This window comes from Clostridium polyendosporum (genome assembly GCF_018332455.1).
GTDB classification, from domain to species: Bacteria; Bacillota; Clostridia; order Clostridiales; family Clostridiaceae; genus Clostridium_AY; species Clostridium_AY polyendosporum.
This window is the reverse complement of record NZ_BOPZ01000048.1, coordinates 1-17,629: the sequence shown is the minus strand read 5'-3', so window position 1 is coordinate 17,629 and position 17,629 is coordinate 1. Positions and strand designations below refer to the sequence as shown.

The 17,629-nt window shown below is 29.4% G+C and carries 15 protein-coding genes; 3 read left to right on the top strand and 12 right to left on the bottom strand.

Annotated elements, in window-relative coordinates:
- A partial coding sequence (locus CPJCM30710_RS16845; RefSeq protein WP_212905321.1) for a transposase occupies positions 1–319 on the top strand: 319 nt, incomplete at its 5' end.
- 263 nt (positions 320–582) lie between these two features.
- Here CPJCM30710_RS16845 and CPJCM30710_RS16840 read toward each other — a convergent pair.
- Positions 583–1,017, bottom strand: coding sequence for a hypothetical protein (locus CPJCM30710_RS16840; RefSeq protein WP_212905320.1), 435 nt, complete (start codon positions 1,015–1,017; stop codon positions 583–585).
- A gap of 143 nt (positions 1,018–1,160) precedes the next feature.
- On the opposite strand from CPJCM30710_RS16840, the gene lexA reads away from it, so the two are divergent.
- On the top strand, positions 1,161–1,769 hold the full coding sequence (gene lexA, locus CPJCM30710_RS16835) for a transcriptional repressor LexA (protein ID WP_212905319.1): 609 nt from the start codon (positions 1,161–1,163) through the stop codon (positions 1,767–1,769).
- An 89-nt stretch (positions 1,770–1,858) separates the two neighbouring features.
- Here the strand turns inward: lexA and CPJCM30710_RS16830 are convergent, their stop codons facing one another.
- From CPJCM30710_RS16830 to CPJCM30710_RS16800, 7 genes are all read right to left on the bottom strand, one after another.
- Entirely contained in the window at positions 1,859–3,148 is a 1,290-nt protein-coding gene (locus CPJCM30710_RS16830) for a methionine gamma-lyase family protein (protein WP_212905318.1), read from the bottom strand.
- Between the two features lie 93 nt (positions 3,149–3,241).
- On the bottom strand, positions 3,242–3,487 hold the full coding sequence (gene hfq, locus CPJCM30710_RS16825) for an RNA chaperone Hfq (protein WP_212905323.1): 246 nt from the start codon (positions 3,485–3,487) through the stop codon (positions 3,242–3,244).
- 45 nt (positions 3,488–3,532) lie between these two features.
- Positions 3,533–4,465 (bottom strand): tRNA (adenosine(37)-N6)-dimethylallyltransferase MiaA, encoded by a 933-nt coding sequence (gene miaA, locus CPJCM30710_RS16820; RefSeq protein WP_212905317.1) that lies wholly within the window; start codon positions 4,463–4,465, stop codon positions 3,533–3,535.
- A gap of 11 nt (positions 4,466–4,476) precedes the next feature.
- Positions 4,477–6,372, bottom strand: a complete 1,896-nt coding sequence (gene mutL / locus CPJCM30710_RS16815) for a DNA mismatch repair endonuclease MutL (protein ID WP_212905316.1) — start codon at positions 6,370–6,372, stop codon at positions 4,477–4,479.
- Between the two features lie 12 nt (positions 6,373–6,384).
- Positions 6,385–9,069 carry a DNA mismatch repair protein MutS gene (gene mutS / locus CPJCM30710_RS16810; protein ID WP_212905315.1) on the bottom strand — a complete coding sequence of 895 codons (2,685 nt, stop codon included), beginning with the start codon at positions 9,067–9,069 and terminating at the stop codon, positions 6,385–6,387.
- Between the two features lie 43 nt (positions 9,070–9,112).
- A complete protein-coding gene (miaB, locus tag CPJCM30710_RS16805; protein WP_212905314.1) occupies positions 9,113–10,519 on the bottom strand; it encodes a tRNA (N6-isopentenyl adenosine(37)-C2)-methylthiotransferase MiaB in 1,407 nt (468 codons plus the stop codon).
- A gap of 226 nt (positions 10,520–10,745) precedes the next feature.
- Positions 10,746–11,717, bottom strand: coding sequence for an N-acetylmuramoyl-L-alanine amidase (locus tag CPJCM30710_RS16800; protein WP_212905313.1), 972 nt, complete (start codon positions 11,715–11,717; stop codon positions 10,746–10,748).
- A gap of 263 nt (positions 11,718–11,980) precedes the next feature.
- Between CPJCM30710_RS16800 and CPJCM30710_RS16795 the strand changes: the two genes are divergently transcribed.
- Complete coding sequence (locus CPJCM30710_RS16795) at positions 11,981–12,145, top strand: hypothetical protein (protein ID WP_212905312.1); 165 nt, start codon at positions 11,981–11,983, stop codon at positions 12,143–12,145.
- Between the two features lie 215 nt (positions 12,146–12,360).
- Here CPJCM30710_RS16795 and CPJCM30710_RS16790 read toward each other — a convergent pair whose 3' ends face one another.
- From CPJCM30710_RS16790 to CPJCM30710_RS16775, 4 genes are all read right to left on the bottom strand, one after another.
- Positions 12,361–13,215 (bottom strand): GNAT family N-acetyltransferase, encoded by an 855-nt coding sequence (locus tag CPJCM30710_RS16790; RefSeq protein WP_212905311.1) that lies wholly within the window; start codon positions 13,213–13,215, stop codon positions 12,361–12,363.
- 206 nt (positions 13,216–13,421) lie between these two features.
- Positions 13,422–15,335 (bottom strand): bifunctional 4-hydroxy-3-methylbut-2-enyl diphosphate reductase/30S ribosomal protein S1, encoded by a 1,914-nt coding sequence (locus CPJCM30710_RS16785; RefSeq protein WP_212905310.1) that lies wholly within the window; start codon positions 15,333–15,335, stop codon positions 13,422–13,424.
- Between the two features lie 13 nt (positions 15,336–15,348).
- Positions 15,349–16,008: a (d)CMP kinase gene (cmk, locus tag CPJCM30710_RS16780; protein ID WP_407645009.1), complete on the bottom strand. Its 660-nt coding sequence runs from the start codon at positions 16,006–16,008 to the stop codon at positions 15,349–15,351.
- 178 nt (positions 16,009–16,186) lie between these two features.
- Entirely contained in the window at positions 16,187–17,407 is a 1,221-nt protein-coding gene (locus CPJCM30710_RS16775) for a BaiN/RdsA family NAD(P)/FAD-dependent oxidoreductase (RefSeq protein ID WP_212905309.1), read from the bottom strand.
- Positions 17,408–17,629 lie beyond the last annotated feature (222 nt).

The following is a 17,629-nucleotide window of genomic DNA, read 5'->3' as shown; positions in this document are numbered from 1 at the left end:
GCCAGTAACATTTATAACTAATATTTTCAATTTATCGAAAGAAGATATAATTGCAATCTACAAGAACCGTTGGGAAATAGAAGTTTTCTTTAAATGGATAAAACAAAATCTTAAAATAAAGAAATTTATAGGATACAACGAAAATGCGATAAGAATTCAAATATTCTCAGCATTAATAACTTATATGTTAATTTATCTAAGATGTAAAGCTAGAAATACTAAAGTAAAGTACTCAATGCTTATGCTAACTCGAATAATCCGTTCTAATTTACTTGAAGCTTATGATGAGTATTTTATTGAATATTTTAAAACAGGCTAGTACTCGCAAAATTGAAAATTTTGCTTTCGTTTAATATGGAATTAGTCTATATAAATTTAATGGAATAATATTCATAATCAGTAATGTATAAGAAAAAGGCAGTTAGTGAATTGTATTTTCAATTCATATGACTGCCTTTTTATAAGAGTCAATAGGCTGTTATTGTATTAATGCAACAGCAGAAGATTTAATGTCTACTCAGTTTTCACTTTATTAAAACACAGAAAACAAAATGGTAGATTCTAACTCTCCCACTCTATTAACTAATCTCTTCTCTTAAATTTTAATAAACCAGGAAATTGTTCTTGTGTTAATTCTCCTAACTTAACCTCATCATCTAATACATCCTGAAGACCATCAAGGTATTCTATATGATCCCAAGCATCTTCATAATCTTCAGTTACACTTTCAACATCTTCAGTTACACTTTCAACACTGTAATCTTCTTCGCTCTCTTCTATTTCTTCTATGTCATCATTTGTGTCATCTATTATATCGTCTAGTTCACCCTCTACAAACTCATTCTCCTCAGAATTCTTAGCTATATCTTCAATTCTTATAGCTCTAATATCTACGCCCTCTTGTTCAAGACATTTACCACAATTATTACACGTTTTGTTTGGCAATATATCACATAAATCACATTGATTGCAGTCATTACATAGTTTTGAACTATCAAATATACAGTTTTCCTTCATAGTACTACTCCTTCTTTTAATAAATTTGCTTAGTACATTATAGCAAAACGAATTTATATAATCAACGAAAAAATGAGAACATAAGTTTGATATCTAAATTTTATTATGATATAATCAAATTTAGATTGAGAGGTGTACATATTATGGCAGATCACAATAAAGATAAACAAACAGAAATCTATGAGTTCCTAAAACAGTATACAGAAGCAAAAGGTTATCCTCCATCAGTAAGAGAAATTTGTGAAGCTGTTGCTTTAAAATCTACATCAACAGTTCATGGACATCTAAAGAGACTTGAAAAAAAGGGATTTATTAAAAGAGATCCAACTAAACCAAGAGCATTAGAAATTGCTGAATTGTCCGCTCCAAAGAAAGAAATGATTCATATACCTATTGTTGGTAAAGTTACAGCTGGACTTCCGATTTTAGCTACTGAAAACATAGAAGATATATTTCCCATTCCAATAGAATACGTTAAACATGATAGAGAACTCTTCATGCTTAAAGTTACTGGTGACAGCATGATAGATGCCGGCATACAGGATGGAGATCTTGCTATAATAGAACAAAATCCAGTAGGAAAAAACGGTGATATAGTAGTTGCTCTTATAGAAAATGAAGCAACAATTAAAAGATTTTATAAAGAAAAAGATCATATAAGGCTACAACCTGAAAATAAAAGTATGAATCCAATCATAGTTGATGACTGTGTAATCTTAGGGAAATTAGTAGGATTATTTAGATCATATTAAAAAGTAAAAAGAACGGAATTTTTCCGTTCTTTTTACTATATATTTTCACTTAATGAAATCTGGCTAAAACTAAATAGATTTGTTTGGTTTTAGTTTATATTTAATATATTAGAAAGAGCAATAAGAACTCCTATCTTTGCATGATCAAGTGTTAGTCCACCTTGAAGGTATGCGATATACGGTTCCCTTATTGGTGCATCAGCAGATAATTCTATTGATGAACCTTGTATAAAGGCCCCTGCAGCCATGATTACTTGATCGTTATAACCAGGCATATCCCAAGGCTCGCACTCAACAAAGGAGTCAATCGGTGATCCTTTTTGAATTCCCTTACAGAATTGAATAAGCTTCTCAGGATTATTAAATTTAATAGCTTGAATAATATCACTTCTTTTTTCATTATATTTAGGTAATACTTCAAATCCAGCAAGCTCCATTACTCTCGCACAAAAAATTGCTCCTTTTACAGCTTCTATAGCTACGTGAGGTGCTAAGAATAATCCTTGATAAAGTTGTCTCATTATTCCGAAAGTTGAACCGCACTCTCCTCCTATTCCTGGAATAGTAAGTCTATAAGCAGCTTGCTCTACATATTTTGCTTTACCTGTTATATAACCACCAGTTGGTGCAATACCTCCACCAATGTTTTTAATAAGTGAACCTGCAATTAAATCTGCTCCTACATCTGTAGGCTCTATAGTATCTATTAGTTCACCATAACAATTATCAACAAAAATAATAACATCATCTCTTATGCTTTTTATAAAACTAATTGCCTCTCCAAGTTCAGAAACTAAAAAAGCATTTCTCCACCCATAACCAGTGGATCTTTGCATATGTACTAACTTAATAGAATCATCTTTTAAAAGCTCTTCTTCTACTTTCTTAAAGTCTATTTTACCTTCTGATGTTAGATCAACTTGCTTATAATTAACTCCATATTCTTTAAGTGATCCTATATTTTCATTGCCACTAATACCAATAACGTTATGAAGTGTATCATAAGGACTACCAGTTACTGCTAAAATGGTATCTCTAGGTCTCAAATTTCCAAATAAAGCAGCACCAATAGCATGGGTTCCATTAACAAAATGTGGTCTAACTAATGCACTTTCAGTATTGAATACTCTAGCATATACCTTATCTAGGGAATCTCTACCTATATCTCCATAGCCATATCCAGATGAGTTTGTAAAGTGAGAATCACTAATCCTTTCTTCTTGAAGAGCTTTTAGCACTTTTAACTGATTAAATTCTCTTATTTCATCATATAATTGAAATTGTTCCTCTACATCTTTCATAGCTTGTTCAAATAAATTAAGTGTTGTTTCACTTATATTATAGCTTTTCTTTAATAAATCTTTAGTAATTTCAAGCATATTTGACCTCCAGTAAAAATATTACACAAAAGATATATTATCATAAGCATAAAAATTAGGCAAACAGTATCTGCTTGCCTATGTAACTCTTCATTAACTTTCATCAACTTGAGAATTATTAAATAGTATTGGTTTAGCTGGTGTAACTGTAGTTATAGCGTGTTTATAAACTAACATTTGATTTCCTTGGCAATCTAAAACAACAGTAAAACTGTCAAAACCCTTTACAAAACCCTTTAATTGAAATCCATTTGTTAGGTATATTGTAACAGCAATCTTATTTTTTCTAGCTCCATTTAAAAATATATCTTGTAGGTTATTGGTTGATTTATTCATAATCTCACCCTCCAAATTTTCAAAAAAATATATAATAATATTATAATGCTATTGCATTACTATGTCATCTATTATTTTCCTTACCACTTGATCATCAGTTTTAAATAAATCCTTATCTATATATTGTACTCTTGGATCTTTTCTAAACCAAGTTAGCTGTCTTTTTGCATAATTTCTACTGCCTTGCTTAATCAACTCAACAGCTTTCTCCAAAGAAAGATTGCCCTCAAGATAATGTATTATTTCTTTATAGCCTATACCCTTCATCGATTGCATATCAGCAGTAAAGCCCATTTCCTTAAGCTTCCTTACTTCTTCTAATAGGCCTTTTTCCATCATAATGTCTACTCTCTTATTAATGCGACTATATAGTTTATCTCTATCCATTGTTAAAACATAATAATGTACATTATACGGTACATCATAAAGTTCTTCACCAGCTTTATATGCACTGAAGGGTTTTCCAGTGGTTTTATAAACCTCTAAAGCTCTAATAACTCTTTTTCTATTATTAGCATGGATACTATTAAAACTCTCTAAATCAACATCCTTAAGCATACTATGTATATATTCATTACCCTTTTCCTCTGCAAGTCTCCAAAGATATTCCCTATAATCATCGTCTTTAGCACTATCAGTAAAATTTAGATTGCAAATTATAGAGTCTATATATAATCCTGTTCCCCCTACCAACATAGGTAGTTTACCTCGACTATGGATATCCTTTATTATCTCTTCAGTCATGTATTTATATTCAGAAACACTAAATTCCTGTGAAGGATCTACTATATCAATCATATGATGGGGTACACCCTGTGCCTCTTCTTTCGATATCTTTGCAGATCCAATATCCATAAGTTTATAAATTTGCATAGAATCAGCGGAAATTATTTCTCCATTAAGTAATTTAGCAAGTTTGATTGATATTTCAGTTTTACCAACAGCAGTTGGACCACTCAATACTAATAAGTCCTTATTCATAAACCTCTCCTTTATTGAATTCTCCTAAACTTTTTCTCTAGTTCATTTAATGTAAACTTAATTATGGTAGGTCTGCCATGAGGACAATGAAATGGATCATTAATATATCTTAAATCTTCAACTAATTTCTGCATCTCATTTTCAGTTAAAAAATCATTCGCCTTAACAGCAGCTTTGCAAGCCATAGTAGCAATCCTATTATATTTCACTTCTGTAGTCTTTCCAGTACCAAGATTCTTTAAATTATCAATTATATCTAAAAAAAGATTTCTTGGATTTAACTTACCTAAAAAGTATGGTATCTCTTTTAGGTTTATAGTATTACCGCCAAAACACTCTATACTAAAGCCAGCTTTCTTAAATATTTCATTATTTTCTTCATAATAACTTATATCATCTGTAGATAAATCAATAATACAAGGTACAAGAAGAGGCTGAACTACTATTTGAGAATTCTCTATATCTTTCAAGTACTTTTCAAAGAGTATTTTTTCATGAGCAGCATGCTGATCTATAAGGTATAATGTATCTTCATATTCTCCTATAATATAAGTTTTGTTAAATTGACCTATAATCCTGAGATTTGGAAACTTAGCAACTGGTATATCTATATTAGGTGATTTACCATCTTGTGATGCTAGTTCCTTATCAAATATTGTTTCCGTATTTACTGACTTTAAATCAACAGGTAAAGCTACCTCAATTTTTTTATCATTTGAGAAAACTTCATTACCATTATAATTATTACCTTTATCATTTACAAAAAATGTATTATCAATTTTAGGTGCTATTTCTTCTTTATCATAAATCTTCGCATTATTTGGTTCTTTTACATGAGGTGCTGAGAAATTAAAAGTAATTTCTTCAATTGAATCACTCTCTTTTTTTATTTCCTCAGGCAAAGTAAATGAATCAAAAACCCTCTTCTTTAACGCATTATGCACTGCATCAAAAACGACTTTATATAAACTTCTTTCATCCTTAAATTTAATTTCTGACTTTGTAGGGTGAATATTTACATCAACAAATTCAGGATATAAATCAATAAATATAATAAAGAATGGATATTTATTAACAGTACTAAAGGATTTAAAAGCATTTTCTGCGGCAGCTGTAACTAATTTATTCTTAATAAATCTTTTATTTACAAAGATTATTTGATTACTTCTTGAACCTCTACTTATGTCTTCTGTTCCTATATAGCCGTAAACAGAAATAACATCTGAATGATTCTCAAAATAAACAAGATTTTCAACTATGTTTTTTCCATGAATTATTCTTATAGCATCTAATAGATTATCATTTCCATAGGTATGAAAAACCTTCTTGCCATTGCTAAAAAGTTTTATCGATACATCTGGAGCAGAAATTGCTATTCTGCTTACAATCTCATTTATTAATGCCGATTCCCTAGATGATGATTTCATAAACTTTTTTCTAGCAGGAACGTTAAAGAATAAGTCTCTAACCTCAATATGGGTTCCTTGAGCCATACCTACTTGATTTACTGCCCTCACACTTCCCCCTTCAACTATTATCTCTTTACCAAAGGGATAATTACTACTTTTACTTTTTAAATGAATTTTTGATACAGCAGCAATACTCGGAAGTGCTTCTCCTCTAAATCCTAAGGTGTTAATTGAATATATGTCTTCTACACTATTTATTTTGCTTGTAGCATGAGGCATAAAAGCCTTTTCAACATCCTCAGGATGAATTCCGTGGCCATCATCTACTACCTTAATAAGAGATTCTCCCCCATTTTCAAATTCAACTATTATATTTTTAGAGTCTGCATCTATACTATTTTCTAATAATTCCTTTACAACAGAAGAGGGACGTTCAACAACCTCTCCTGCTGCAATTTTATTAGATGTATTTATATCCAATAAATTTATTCTTTTCAAGGTATCACCACCTTATATAAGATCCTTAGCTTGTTTGGTTAATTCATATAATTTGTTTATAGCTTCTATTGGGGTTATAGATAGAATATCTAGGTTAGCAATTGATTTTATTAAGTTTTCCTTAGATAGGGATAAGAAATCAAGCTGCACGTTCTCTTCTATATTTTTCTTATTTACTTTAGGAGCACTATTTTCAATAGCTACCTGTTCTTCAGTAATGGCAGCTTCTTTTACAGGTTGGTTAGTAGTATTGCTATCCTTTATTATTTCAGACTTGCTAGAATAGACCGAATTATCTTCAAGATTCTTTAATATTTCCTTAGCTCTATTAATTACCTCTTCAGGCAATCCAGCAAGTTTAGCAACTTCAATACCATAAGACTGATCAGCGCCACCTTCTACTATTTTTCTTAAAAATAGTATTGAATTTTCCACTTCCTTAACAGCTACAGAGTAATTTTTTACTCCCTTGATTTCTTCTTCCAACCTAGTTAATTCATGATAGTGTGTTGCAAAAAGGGTCTTACATCGCATATTTTGATTATTACATAAATACTCAATCACAGACCATGCTATACTTAACCCATCATAAGTACTAGTTCCTCTACCAACCTCGTCTAATAAAACCAAGCTATTTTTTGTAGCATTCTTAAGAATATTAGCAACTTCCCACATTTCAACCATAAAAGTACTTTTTCCACCAGCCAAATCGTCAGAGGCACCAATTCTAGTAAATATTTTATCACATATTGATACTTCTGCATAAGAAGCAGGGATAAAGGAACCAATCTGTGCCATTAGGGTAATTAATGCTACCTGTCTCATATATGTTGATTTACCAGCCATATTAGGACCTGTTATGATAAGTAGCTGATTTTCAATATTATCTAAATTAGTAGCATTTGAAACAAACTCACCTCTTGGAATTACCTTTTCCACCACAGGATGTCTACCATCTTTTATATTTATTACATCCCCTTCACTTATGATTGGCTTTATATAATTATTTTCAAGAGCAATTAAAGCAAAAGAAGTTAAACAATCTAATTCTGAAATAAATTTCGCAGTTTTTTGCATTCTGCTTATTTGTTCTTCTACTGCGCCTCTTATTTCAACAAAAAGATCATATTCTAATGTTGTAAGCTTTTCCTCTGCTCCAAGTATCTTATCTTCCATTTCTTTTAACTGCTGCGTAATAAATCTCTCTGCATTAGCCAAAGTTTGTTTTCTAATATATCTACCTTCAGGTATAGATGAATAATTAGCTTTAGAGATTTCAATATAATACCCAAAAACTTTATTATATCCTACTTTTAATGATCTAATTCCAGTAAATTCCCGTTCTTGATTTTCTAAAGCTGCAATCCATTCTTTACCGTGAAGTTTAGCTCCTCTTAATTGATCAACCTCATCACTGTAACCATCTTTTATTATATTACCTTCTTTTAAAGTAATTGAAGGATCATCTAAAATTGAATTTTCTAACAAGTTTTTTATATCCTCCATTTCATCTATTTCATTGAAGTAGTAACTTAATAAACTTGAATTGCATGCCTTTAATGTTTCTTTTATTTTTGGAATTTTATTTAATGAAATTTTCAAGGACACCATATCTTTTCCATTGACGTTCTTATTAGATATTTTACCTATAATTCTTTCTATATCATAAATCTCTTTTAAAGCTTCCCTTATTTCTTCTAACACAAAAGGATTATTATATAGTTCTTCTACTGCCTCCAACCTTTTTTCAATTTCTTTTCTTGAAATCAAAGGCTGTTCAATCCACTTTCTTAACTGTCTACTTCCCATGGAAGTTTGAGCTCTATCTAATACCCATAGCAATGAACCTTTTTTTGTTTTTTCCCTTATATTTTCAACAAGCTCTAGGTTTCTTCTAGAGTTTGCATCTATAATCATATAGTCAACTATATCATAAATTTCTATATGATTTATATTGCTTAATGCCATCTTTTGTGTTTCTATAACATACTTTAGTAGAGCATATGCGCTTCCACCTGATGTATCGTCTAATTCTCTCACTTCTTCACCAAAATGGCTAAATAATAAATCTTCTTCAATAATTTTAAAATAATCTACACATCTTCTTGTAATTAGAGCACTAGTATATAACATTAATTCTTTAATAAAGTCACTATCAGCATTAGAGCTTATAATTATTTCATTTGGAGAAAATTTTGATATCTCATCATATACTAAGTTTCCTCTAAATTCAAAGCAGGTATTAAAAAATTCTCCAGTAGATATATCTGTTGTACTTATAGATGCTTTTTTACTATTTTCATCTAGATAAATGCACATAATATAGTTATTTTTTGATTCATCTATAAAATTACTATCGTTATATGTACCAGGAGTAACTATCTTTATAACATCTCTCTTAACAATTCCTTTTGAAGCAGCAGGATCTTCAACCTGTTCACATATAGCTACCTTATATCCTTTACTTACTAATCTTCCTATATAGGAGTTTGATGCATGATAAGGAATACCACACATTGGAGCCCTTTTTTCTAAACCACAATCTCTTCCTGTTAGTACAAGCTCTAGCTCCTTAGAAGCAACCTCAGCATCTTCAAAAAACATCTCATAAAAATCACCTAATCTAAAGAAAAGAATACAGTCCTTGTAATTTTCTTTTATTTCAAGGTACTGATTCATCATAGGTGTTAACCCCATCATAAAACCTCCTTATAATTTAAAAAGCTCTTTAAAAGAGCTTTTATACTTCTTCCCCAAATAATGAGAATGATTGTGCCTTTGTTATTTTAACATTTACTAATTTACCTATGTTCTCCTTATTACCTACAAAGTTAACAAGTCTTGCATTTCTAGTTCTTCCCATCAACTTTGTTTCATCATTTTTACTTGTTCCCTCTACTAAAACTTCAACAACCTTACCATCATATTCTGAATTTTTCCTACCAATTATTTCATTTACAGCTTCAACTAATCTATTAAATCTATCATGTTTTACTTCATCAGGAACTTGATTTTCCATTCTATCCGCTGGTGTATACTTTCTTCTGGAATAGATGAAAGTAAATGCTGAATCATATTCAACTTCTTTTACTAAATTTAAAGTGTCCTGAAAATCTTCTTCTGTTTCTCCTGGGAATCCTATGATTATATCAGTCGAGATACCCACGTCAGGTATTTCCTTCTTTATCTTCTTAACTAACTCAAGATATTGTTCCCTTGTGTAACTTCTATTCATCTCTTTTAATATTCTTGAGGATCCACTTTGAACTGGAAGATGAATTTGTTCACATAGCTTATCACATTCTTTGATAGCCATAATAACATCTTCAGTTAAATCTTTTGGATGTGATGTCATAAATCTAACTCTTTCAAGGCCATCTATTTCATTTATTCTTCTTAAAAGATCAGCAAATGTAATCTTTGGTTCTAATCCCACTCCATATGAGTTTACATTTTGTCCTAGTAATGTTACTTCCTTATACCCTTGAGATACTAATTCCTTAATTTCATTTTCTATATTTTCAGGTTCTCTACTTCTTTCTCTTCCTCTAACATAAGGAACTATGCAATATGTACAAAAGTTATTACAGCCATACATAATTGTAACGAAAGCTTTTACTGTACTTTTTCTATCAACAGGAATTCCTTCAACAATTTCTTCTTCTTTATTTATTATCTCTTTTACCTGAACTCCCTCTTGCTTAACTCTATTTAAGTATTCAGGGAATTTATATGAATTATGAGTACCAAAAACTATATCAATATAAGGGAAAGTACTTAAAATCTTATCAGCCATATCTTTTTGCTGCATCATACATCCACATATTGCAATAATAAGTTCTGGTTTTTTCTCTTTTAATGCCTTTAGTTGACCGAGATTCCCAAAAACTTTATTTTCAGCATTTTCTCTTACGCAACATGTATTAAATATAATAATAGATGCTTCATCTCTATTTTCAGTTTTTTCATAACCAATTCTTTTAAGCATTCCTGAAAGTTTTTCAGAATCTTCTTCGTTCATCTGACAGCCATAAGTGATTATTGCGAACTTTTTTCCATTCCCTTCAATTGTAACGTTTTTTTCTATATCTTGATAGGTTCTTTTATTTTTATTCACATTAAACTCTACTTTTTTGTAATTATTCATTGTTCATACACCTCTTTACTTTGAATATTATCCATTGTTGCTTTATTGTAGTTTTCATTTCTACAATTCATATATTATATATTATTTTTTAAAAAAATAAAAGAGTGAGAATAAATCTCACTTTTTTATCATCATTTTTCTTAATATTAATATATAAATAAATTAGTAATTATCAATAATGAAACACTTAATTATAATGGTTAGTAATTAGGAATACTAACCATTATTAAATAACTTGAATATATTTGCTATAAACAAATCCTCCATGATCTCCCCAGTAGATACTATACCAGTCTCCTACCGGATTTGCTATTTTAACTTTTTCACCTTTATTAAGAGTTCCTAAAACCTCATATTGAGTTCCTGCTCCAGAGCGAACGTTTAATACAGAAACAGTAACTACTCCATATTGTTCTGTTATAACTTGAATATATTTGCTATAGACAAATCCTCCATGATCTCCCCAATAGATACTATACCAGTCTCCTACTTGATTTGCTATTTTAACTTTTTCACCTTTATTAAGAGTTCCTAAAACCTCATATTGAGTTCCTGCTCCAGATCGAATATTTAATACAGAAACAGTAACTACTCCATATTGTACTGGTGGTTCTGGAGTTGGCTCAGGTATATAAGGTACATAGGGAATATTAAAGTATTTACAAATACCAATTGCTTGTGCAACAGCATACTGTCTTAACCAATTATCATTAGATAATTTCTTTATATCCTCTTCATTATCTATAAAACCACCCTCTGTAATAATAGCGGTTGGATCTGTCTCTCTTATGAAGAAAAAGTAATCTCCATCGCTTCCTTTTTTTGTAAATACACCATCATCCCCTCTTAAATTTTGGATTTTAGATACTTCTGCTGCTATCAATGAAGCAACAAGATTTCCCAGTTGTCCTATTGGACTATAGATACTGTGGTAAACCTCAAACCCTGTTCCCCCACCTGCATTAAAGTGCTCACTTATTGCTAAATCAGCTCCAAAAGCATTTACTATACTGACTCTTTCATTTAGAGATACATAACTGTCATTTTCCCTTGTTAATTTTACAACAACTCCGGACCTTTCTAGTTCTTCCTTTAAATACAAACTTTCTTTTAGGTTTAAATCTTTTTCTAAAAGTCCAAATCCTATTGCCCCACTATCGTAGCCTCCATGTCCTGGATCAATTACAACTCTATACATAAAATATCCTCCTTTGAAAATAAAAACGAAGATAAAAATCCCCGCTCAAAAAAATAAATTAGAGAATTTTCTTTTGAAAAATATAATATATTTTTTATAATATACGATATTATATTGAGTTTTTTCTCTAAGGGTTCGCTTTTCAACAGAGAATTTTATGTTTTTAGACAATAAGAGACATACCGTTTGTCAAAGATAGAAAAATATTACTAAAAGTTATAAAAATCATTGTCAGTTGGAATAATACTATGGGAGGGATAAATATGTATGATTTAAAATCTATAAATTCTGATAACAATAATGGACAAAATACTGATTCAAATTCAAATAATCGTGAAATAAGTGATAGAACTTATTTCAAAAATCATTTAACTGACAATATCCTATATACAAAATCTTCTTATGTACCAACTGATACTCTATTTTAGTTAGTTTTAGCGAATACAATAAATTAACTAATATTTAACTTAACACATACAAAACAATAAAAGCAGCTACTTAAAGCTGCTTTTATTTGGTGCAATTTTATAAAGTGAAATTGAGATCAAAATTAGTAGGCTCAATGCCTATTAACTTTTATTTTCATGAATTGTTTAAAGATTTAAGTGGTATTATCTATACTAGGTTCGATATCTATTCGCTCTTATTGTTCCCAAGTTATTATTTTATTAATATATTTAAATTCTAAAGATTCATATAATCTTCTAGCTATTTGGTTGTTTTTATTCACTCTAATGTATATTTTATCTATTCCTTTTTTATTAGCTATATTTATTAAGTTTCTAACCAGCATTTTGCTATATCCTAGTCCTCTAAACTCACTAATAATACCTAGATTTACTATAGTATACATATTATTGCTACATATTATTTGACCATATCCAATATATTTATGATTTAATTTCATTAAAATTGAACAATCATCTAAATAATATTCTTGTATTTCATCAAAAAATATATCTTCTACCGATAAAGGTACTCTTGTTTCAGCTTCAAATATAGAATTTTGAAGGTCACACCTAATATATTCATGCTTATTCCTTATAAAACATTCAAAACAAACACCTTCAATATCTATTTCACTTTCATTGCAAATGTTTTCTTTAACTAAAAGATAAGTTTCATTCCTTTCATTAAAACCTAGCGATACTAGAACTTTATTATTATTTTTTTCATTTATACATTCATATATGAATAATGCCTTTTTGAAATAGTCTTTTAAACTTAATTTTACGTTGTATTCATAATCGGAATTAACAACTAAATCTCTTATTATGTATGCTTTATTATACATTTCCTCATACCACATATAACCTATGATGCTTTTATTATAGGTAAATAACTTAACCTTTGAACCTATAAAGATTTTTTTTACTATAGAAAGTGATGTAAAGTGGTTATAAAAGTTTTCATTTAGTATACTAAATCTTTTGGAATTAACAGATAGTTTTTTAATATCCTTTAAAGCTCTATAAGAAAATCTTTTAACTATAAACATAATTACATCCCTTTACATTTATTCATTTATACAAATATAACTTCATCACTGAAAACAATAAGTTCTCAATAAAATCAAATTTTAAAAAATCGAAAAATTGTAAACATTTTCCCAAATTAAACTTATTTTTACTACTATTCTATTTTAATAAAGTATAAATTATATATCAATAATAAAAAAACAGAGCTAATAATTTGCTCTGCTTTTTAAATATCTTTTATACTTAAACTAATTCTTCTACTATCTTTATCAACATTCAGGATTTTTGCTTTAATAAATTCTCCAATTTTTAAAACTTCAGATGGATGTTTTATTTTCTGAAATGATAACTTTGAAATATGAGCTAATCCATCAACTCCTGGTTCTAGTTCTATAAAAGCTCCAAAATCATTAATTCTAACAACTTTACCAAGCACTATATTTCCTTCAGGGTATTTTTCTTCAATATCAGTCCATGGATTAGGCGTTAGAGCCTTTATACTAAGAGATAACTTCTTATTTTCTATATCTAAACCAATGATTTTAGCACTTACTTCTTCATCTATTTTTAATACTTCTGATGGATGATTAACTTTCCCCCAAGATATTTCAGAAATATGTATTAACCCATCAATCCCAGCTACTTCTACAAAAGCTCCAAAATCAGTAAATCTTCTTACAACACCTTTAATAATTGCTCCAACCTCTAATGAGTTTAAGGTATTTACCGCTCTTTCAGCTTTTTCTTTTTCTAATACTATTTTTCTAGATCCTACAATTTTTAGTCCTTTTTCTTTATTGAATTCTATAATTTTTATATTAATATTCTTGCCTACAAATGAATCTAAATCTTCTACATATCTTATATCTACTTGTGAAGCAGGTATGAAAATTCTAATACCATTATAATTAGTAATTAAGCCGCCATTTACCACTTCTTTTATTTTTACATTAATATATTCTCCAAGATTAAATATATTTTGTATGTCATTTAAGGAATCTTCTTTTTCTAACTCTATTCTAGATAGAACTACATAACCATCATCATTTTGAAGCCTTAATACTTTTGCTTCAATAATATCTCCTTTTTTAAAGTTATTCTTCAAGTCAGAAATCACATTTGGATCAATTGAAAGCTCAGAAGAAGTAATTATACCATCAGCTTTATATCCTTCAATTGCTACTATAACACTGCTATTATCAACTGACAGGATCTCACCCTTAATTTTTTCCCCTATATGAATCTTTTTATCAAGTTGATTCATAAGCTCCATTTGTTCATTTTGTACTTCATCAATATTGTTAGACATTTTAGTTATAACCTCCTTTATAATCCAGTCTGGAGTTGAAGCTCCAGCTGTAACACCTACTTTTTCAATAGTGTCATCACAAATTAATTCTTCAGGTAGTTCACTAAAATTTTCAATATGATAAGTTTTATTACAGTTTTTCTTGCATATTTGATATAGTTTAGTAGTATTTGAGCTATTTTTCCCACCAATAACTATCATAGCATCTACTTCTTTTGATAATTCTTCAGCACTTTTTTGTCTCACTTCTGTAGCTGAACAAATTGTATTAAATGCAAGAATCTCTTTACATGAAGAAATAATAACCTGTAGTGCCTTATTCCAATTCTCACCTTTTTCAGTAGTTTGAGAAACAACACATACTTTATTTGGAAGAGGTTCATCAAATTGTCCGTTTTTAGTTATAATTGCTGAGTTTTCACACCATCCATTTATTCCAATAACTTCTGGATGATTATTATCACCAACTATAACTATTTTATATCCTTCTTTATAATACTTATTTGCTTTTTTCTGAATATTAGTAACATATGGACAGGTTGCATTTATTACCTTTAACCCTTTTTGGGACAATTTCTCCATTACTTCATAAGATACTCCATGAGAACGTATTACAACTATGTCACCTTCAAATAATGAATCTATATCTTCTAGTTCAATTGTGAAGATATTATTTTCTTTCAACATATTAACTACATCATTATTATGTATAAGTGGACCTAAAGTATATATTTTTTTATTGAACTCTTTTTGAATCTTCAAGGTTTCTTCTACAGCTCTTTGTACTCCAAAACAGAAACCAGCACTTTCTGCAAGAATTACTCTTCTCATATTTTTCCTCACTTTATATATTTTTATGACTTTTAATATAACTACATATTTTTTCTACTACTCCGTTAATTGATAAACCAGTAGTATCAATCTCTATAGCATCTTCAGCTTTTTTTAAAGGGTCAATCTCTCTATGAGAATCAGCATAATCTCTTCTTATAATCTCTTTTAATATTTGATTATAATTTACTTCAATATCTTTATTTCTTAATTCTTCATATCTTCTATTAGCTCTTTCTTCAGGAGTAGCTGTAAGAAAAAACTTATATGCTGCATCCTTTAGAACTACTGTACCAATATCTCTACCATCCATTATTACATCATATTTTAATGACATTGTTCTTTGCATATTAACAAGTCTAATTCTAACTTCACCAATTGAAGCATAGGCTGAAACTTCTTGACTTATGTTTGGTAGTGTTATTTGATCATTTATATTTATACCGTTAAGATACAGTTCATCATTTTCAAAATGCATTTCCATATCCTCTATAATTGTACATAGGGCTTCTATATTATCAGGACTAATATTATTTTCTATAGCTTTTAAAGTTACTGCTCTATACATAGCACCAGTATTTATATACATTAAATTAAATTCTTTTGCAACAATTTTAGCAATTGTGCTTTTACCTGCTCCAGCAGGACCATCAATAGCAACTGAAAGTCTCACCGTTATTCCACCTTTCTCCAATTCATACTAAATTATTATAACACAAATTTTTCCTTAAAACTTTATAATTAATTTAGGTAATAAGTTTTATTAATTAATATTGTCATTTATTATTAAACATCATTCTTAATAAGAAGGTAGATATGGCCACTTTCTATTTTAATCTTAAAATATCAACCTATTCTCCTACTTTTATTCCTGCCAAATATCCAGTAGATAATGCTATTTGAACATTATATCCACCAGTATAAGCATCGACGTCGATAACTTCTCCTGAAAAATATAAGTTATCAATAATTTTTGATTTCATAGTAGATGGATCAATTTCTTTTGTGTCAACCCCACCGGCAGTAACAATAGCCTCTTCTATTGGTCTGAGTCCTTTAACTGTTAAGCTTAGATCTTGCAACAGATTAACTAGCGTTTTTCTTTCTTCTTTTGTAATAGTATTTACTTTTTTATTTTCAGGAATTTCACTTAACTTTATAACTACATCTATAAGTTTTTTAGGTAACAGTTCATCAAGAGAGTTTTTAAAATCTTTATTAATAAACTTTTGGAAATCTTTTTGTACTCTATTATCTAATTCTTTATAATCAAGAGCTGGCTTCAGATTAATAGAAACAGTGTAATTTTTTCCTTTTTTAATATATCTACTTCCACTTAAAACAATAGGACCTGATATTCCAAAATGGGTAAATAACATCTCTCCAAATTCCTTAAACACCAACTTTTTATTTTCATATATATTTAATTCCACATTCTTTAAAGACAATCCTTGAAGTTCCTTTGCCCAACCTTCTTCTATTTCAATAGGAACTAAGGATGGTTTGGGTTCAATTATATTATGTCCTAAAGCTTTTGCAAATTTTAATCCTTCTCCTGTAGATCCTGTAAGAGGGTATGATTTGCCGCCAGTACACAGGATAAAATAATCACCCTTTATAATTCTACCATCCTCTAATACTGCATGAAGAATTTTTTGTCCATCCTTTTCAAATTTTACAACTTTTGAGTTAAGCTGTATATTTACTTTAGCTTTTTCTAGTTCTCTATTCATTGCACCTATAATATCTGATGATTTATCTGATGCTGGAAAAACTCTATCTCCTCTTTCAATCTTCAATTTAACATCTGCCTTTTCAAAAAAAGACATTGTATCTTCATTAGTAAAAGTGTATAGAGAACTATAGAGGAAATGCGGATTGCCAGGTATCATATCAAAAAATTCTCCTATATTTTTGGCATTTGTGACATTACATCTTCCTTTACCAGTAATATAAAGCTTTTTACCTAATCTATTATTACCTTCTAATAGAATAACTTGATGTTTCTTTGCAGCTGTAATGGCAGCCATCATCCCTGCTGGACCTCCACCAATTACTACAACCTTGCTCATACAATCAGCTCCTTATCTTAAAATAAAGCAACATTATCATATAACTTTACTTTAACTTTTGTCAATGAAAGCAAGAAAAAAGAGGAAGATTATCTTCCTCTTTTTTCTGCAGACTGCTGACAAAGTGTCAGCAGTCTTTGTTTTTACTGAATTATGAAGTAAAATTAAAAGTATAGAATTTTATTTCATAGGAGTTATTCAAATGATACGAGAAAGAAAAGA

Excerpts from the sequence above, each read along its gene's own strand:
- CPJCM30710_RS16840 (WP_212905320.1), bottom strand. The coding sequence starts at position 1,017 with ATGAAGGAAAACTGTATATTTGATAGTTCAAAACTATGTAATGACTGC.
- lexA (WP_212905319.1), top strand. The coding sequence starts at position 1,161 with ATGGCAGATCACAATAAAGATAAACAAACAGAAATCTATGAGTTCCTA.
- CPJCM30710_RS16830 (WP_212905318.1), bottom strand. The coding sequence starts at position 3,148 with ATGCTTGAAATTACTAAAGATTTATTAAAGAAAAGCTATAATATAAGT.
- miaA (WP_212905317.1), bottom strand. The coding sequence starts at position 4,465 with ATGAATAAGGACTTATTAGTATTGAGTGGTCCAACTGCTGTTGGTAAA.
- mutS (WP_212905315.1), bottom strand. The coding sequence starts at position 9,069 with ATGGGGTTAACACCTATGATGAATCAGTACCTTGAAATAAAAGAAAAT.
- miaB (WP_212905314.1), bottom strand. The coding sequence starts at position 10,519 with ATGAATAATTACAAAAAAGTAGAGTTTAATGTGAATAAAAATAAAAGA.
- CPJCM30710_RS16800 (WP_212905313.1), bottom strand. The coding sequence starts at position 11,717 with ATGTATAGAGTTGTAATTGATCCAGGACATGGAGGCTACGATAGTGGG.
- CPJCM30710_RS16795 (WP_212905312.1), top strand. The coding sequence starts at position 11,981 with ATGTATGATTTAAAATCTATAAATTCTGATAACAATAATGGACAAAAT.
- CPJCM30710_RS16790 (WP_212905311.1), bottom strand. The coding sequence starts at position 13,215 with ATGTTTATAGTTAAAAGATTTTCTTATAGAGCTTTAAAGGATATTAAA.
- CPJCM30710_RS16785 (WP_212905310.1), bottom strand. The coding sequence starts at position 15,335 with ATGAGAAGAGTAATTCTTGCAGAAAGTGCTGGTTTCTGTTTTGGAGTA.
- CPJCM30710_RS16775 (WP_212905309.1), bottom strand. The coding sequence starts at position 17,407 with ATGAGCAAGGTTGTAGTAATTGGTGGAGGTCCAGCAGGGATGATGGCT.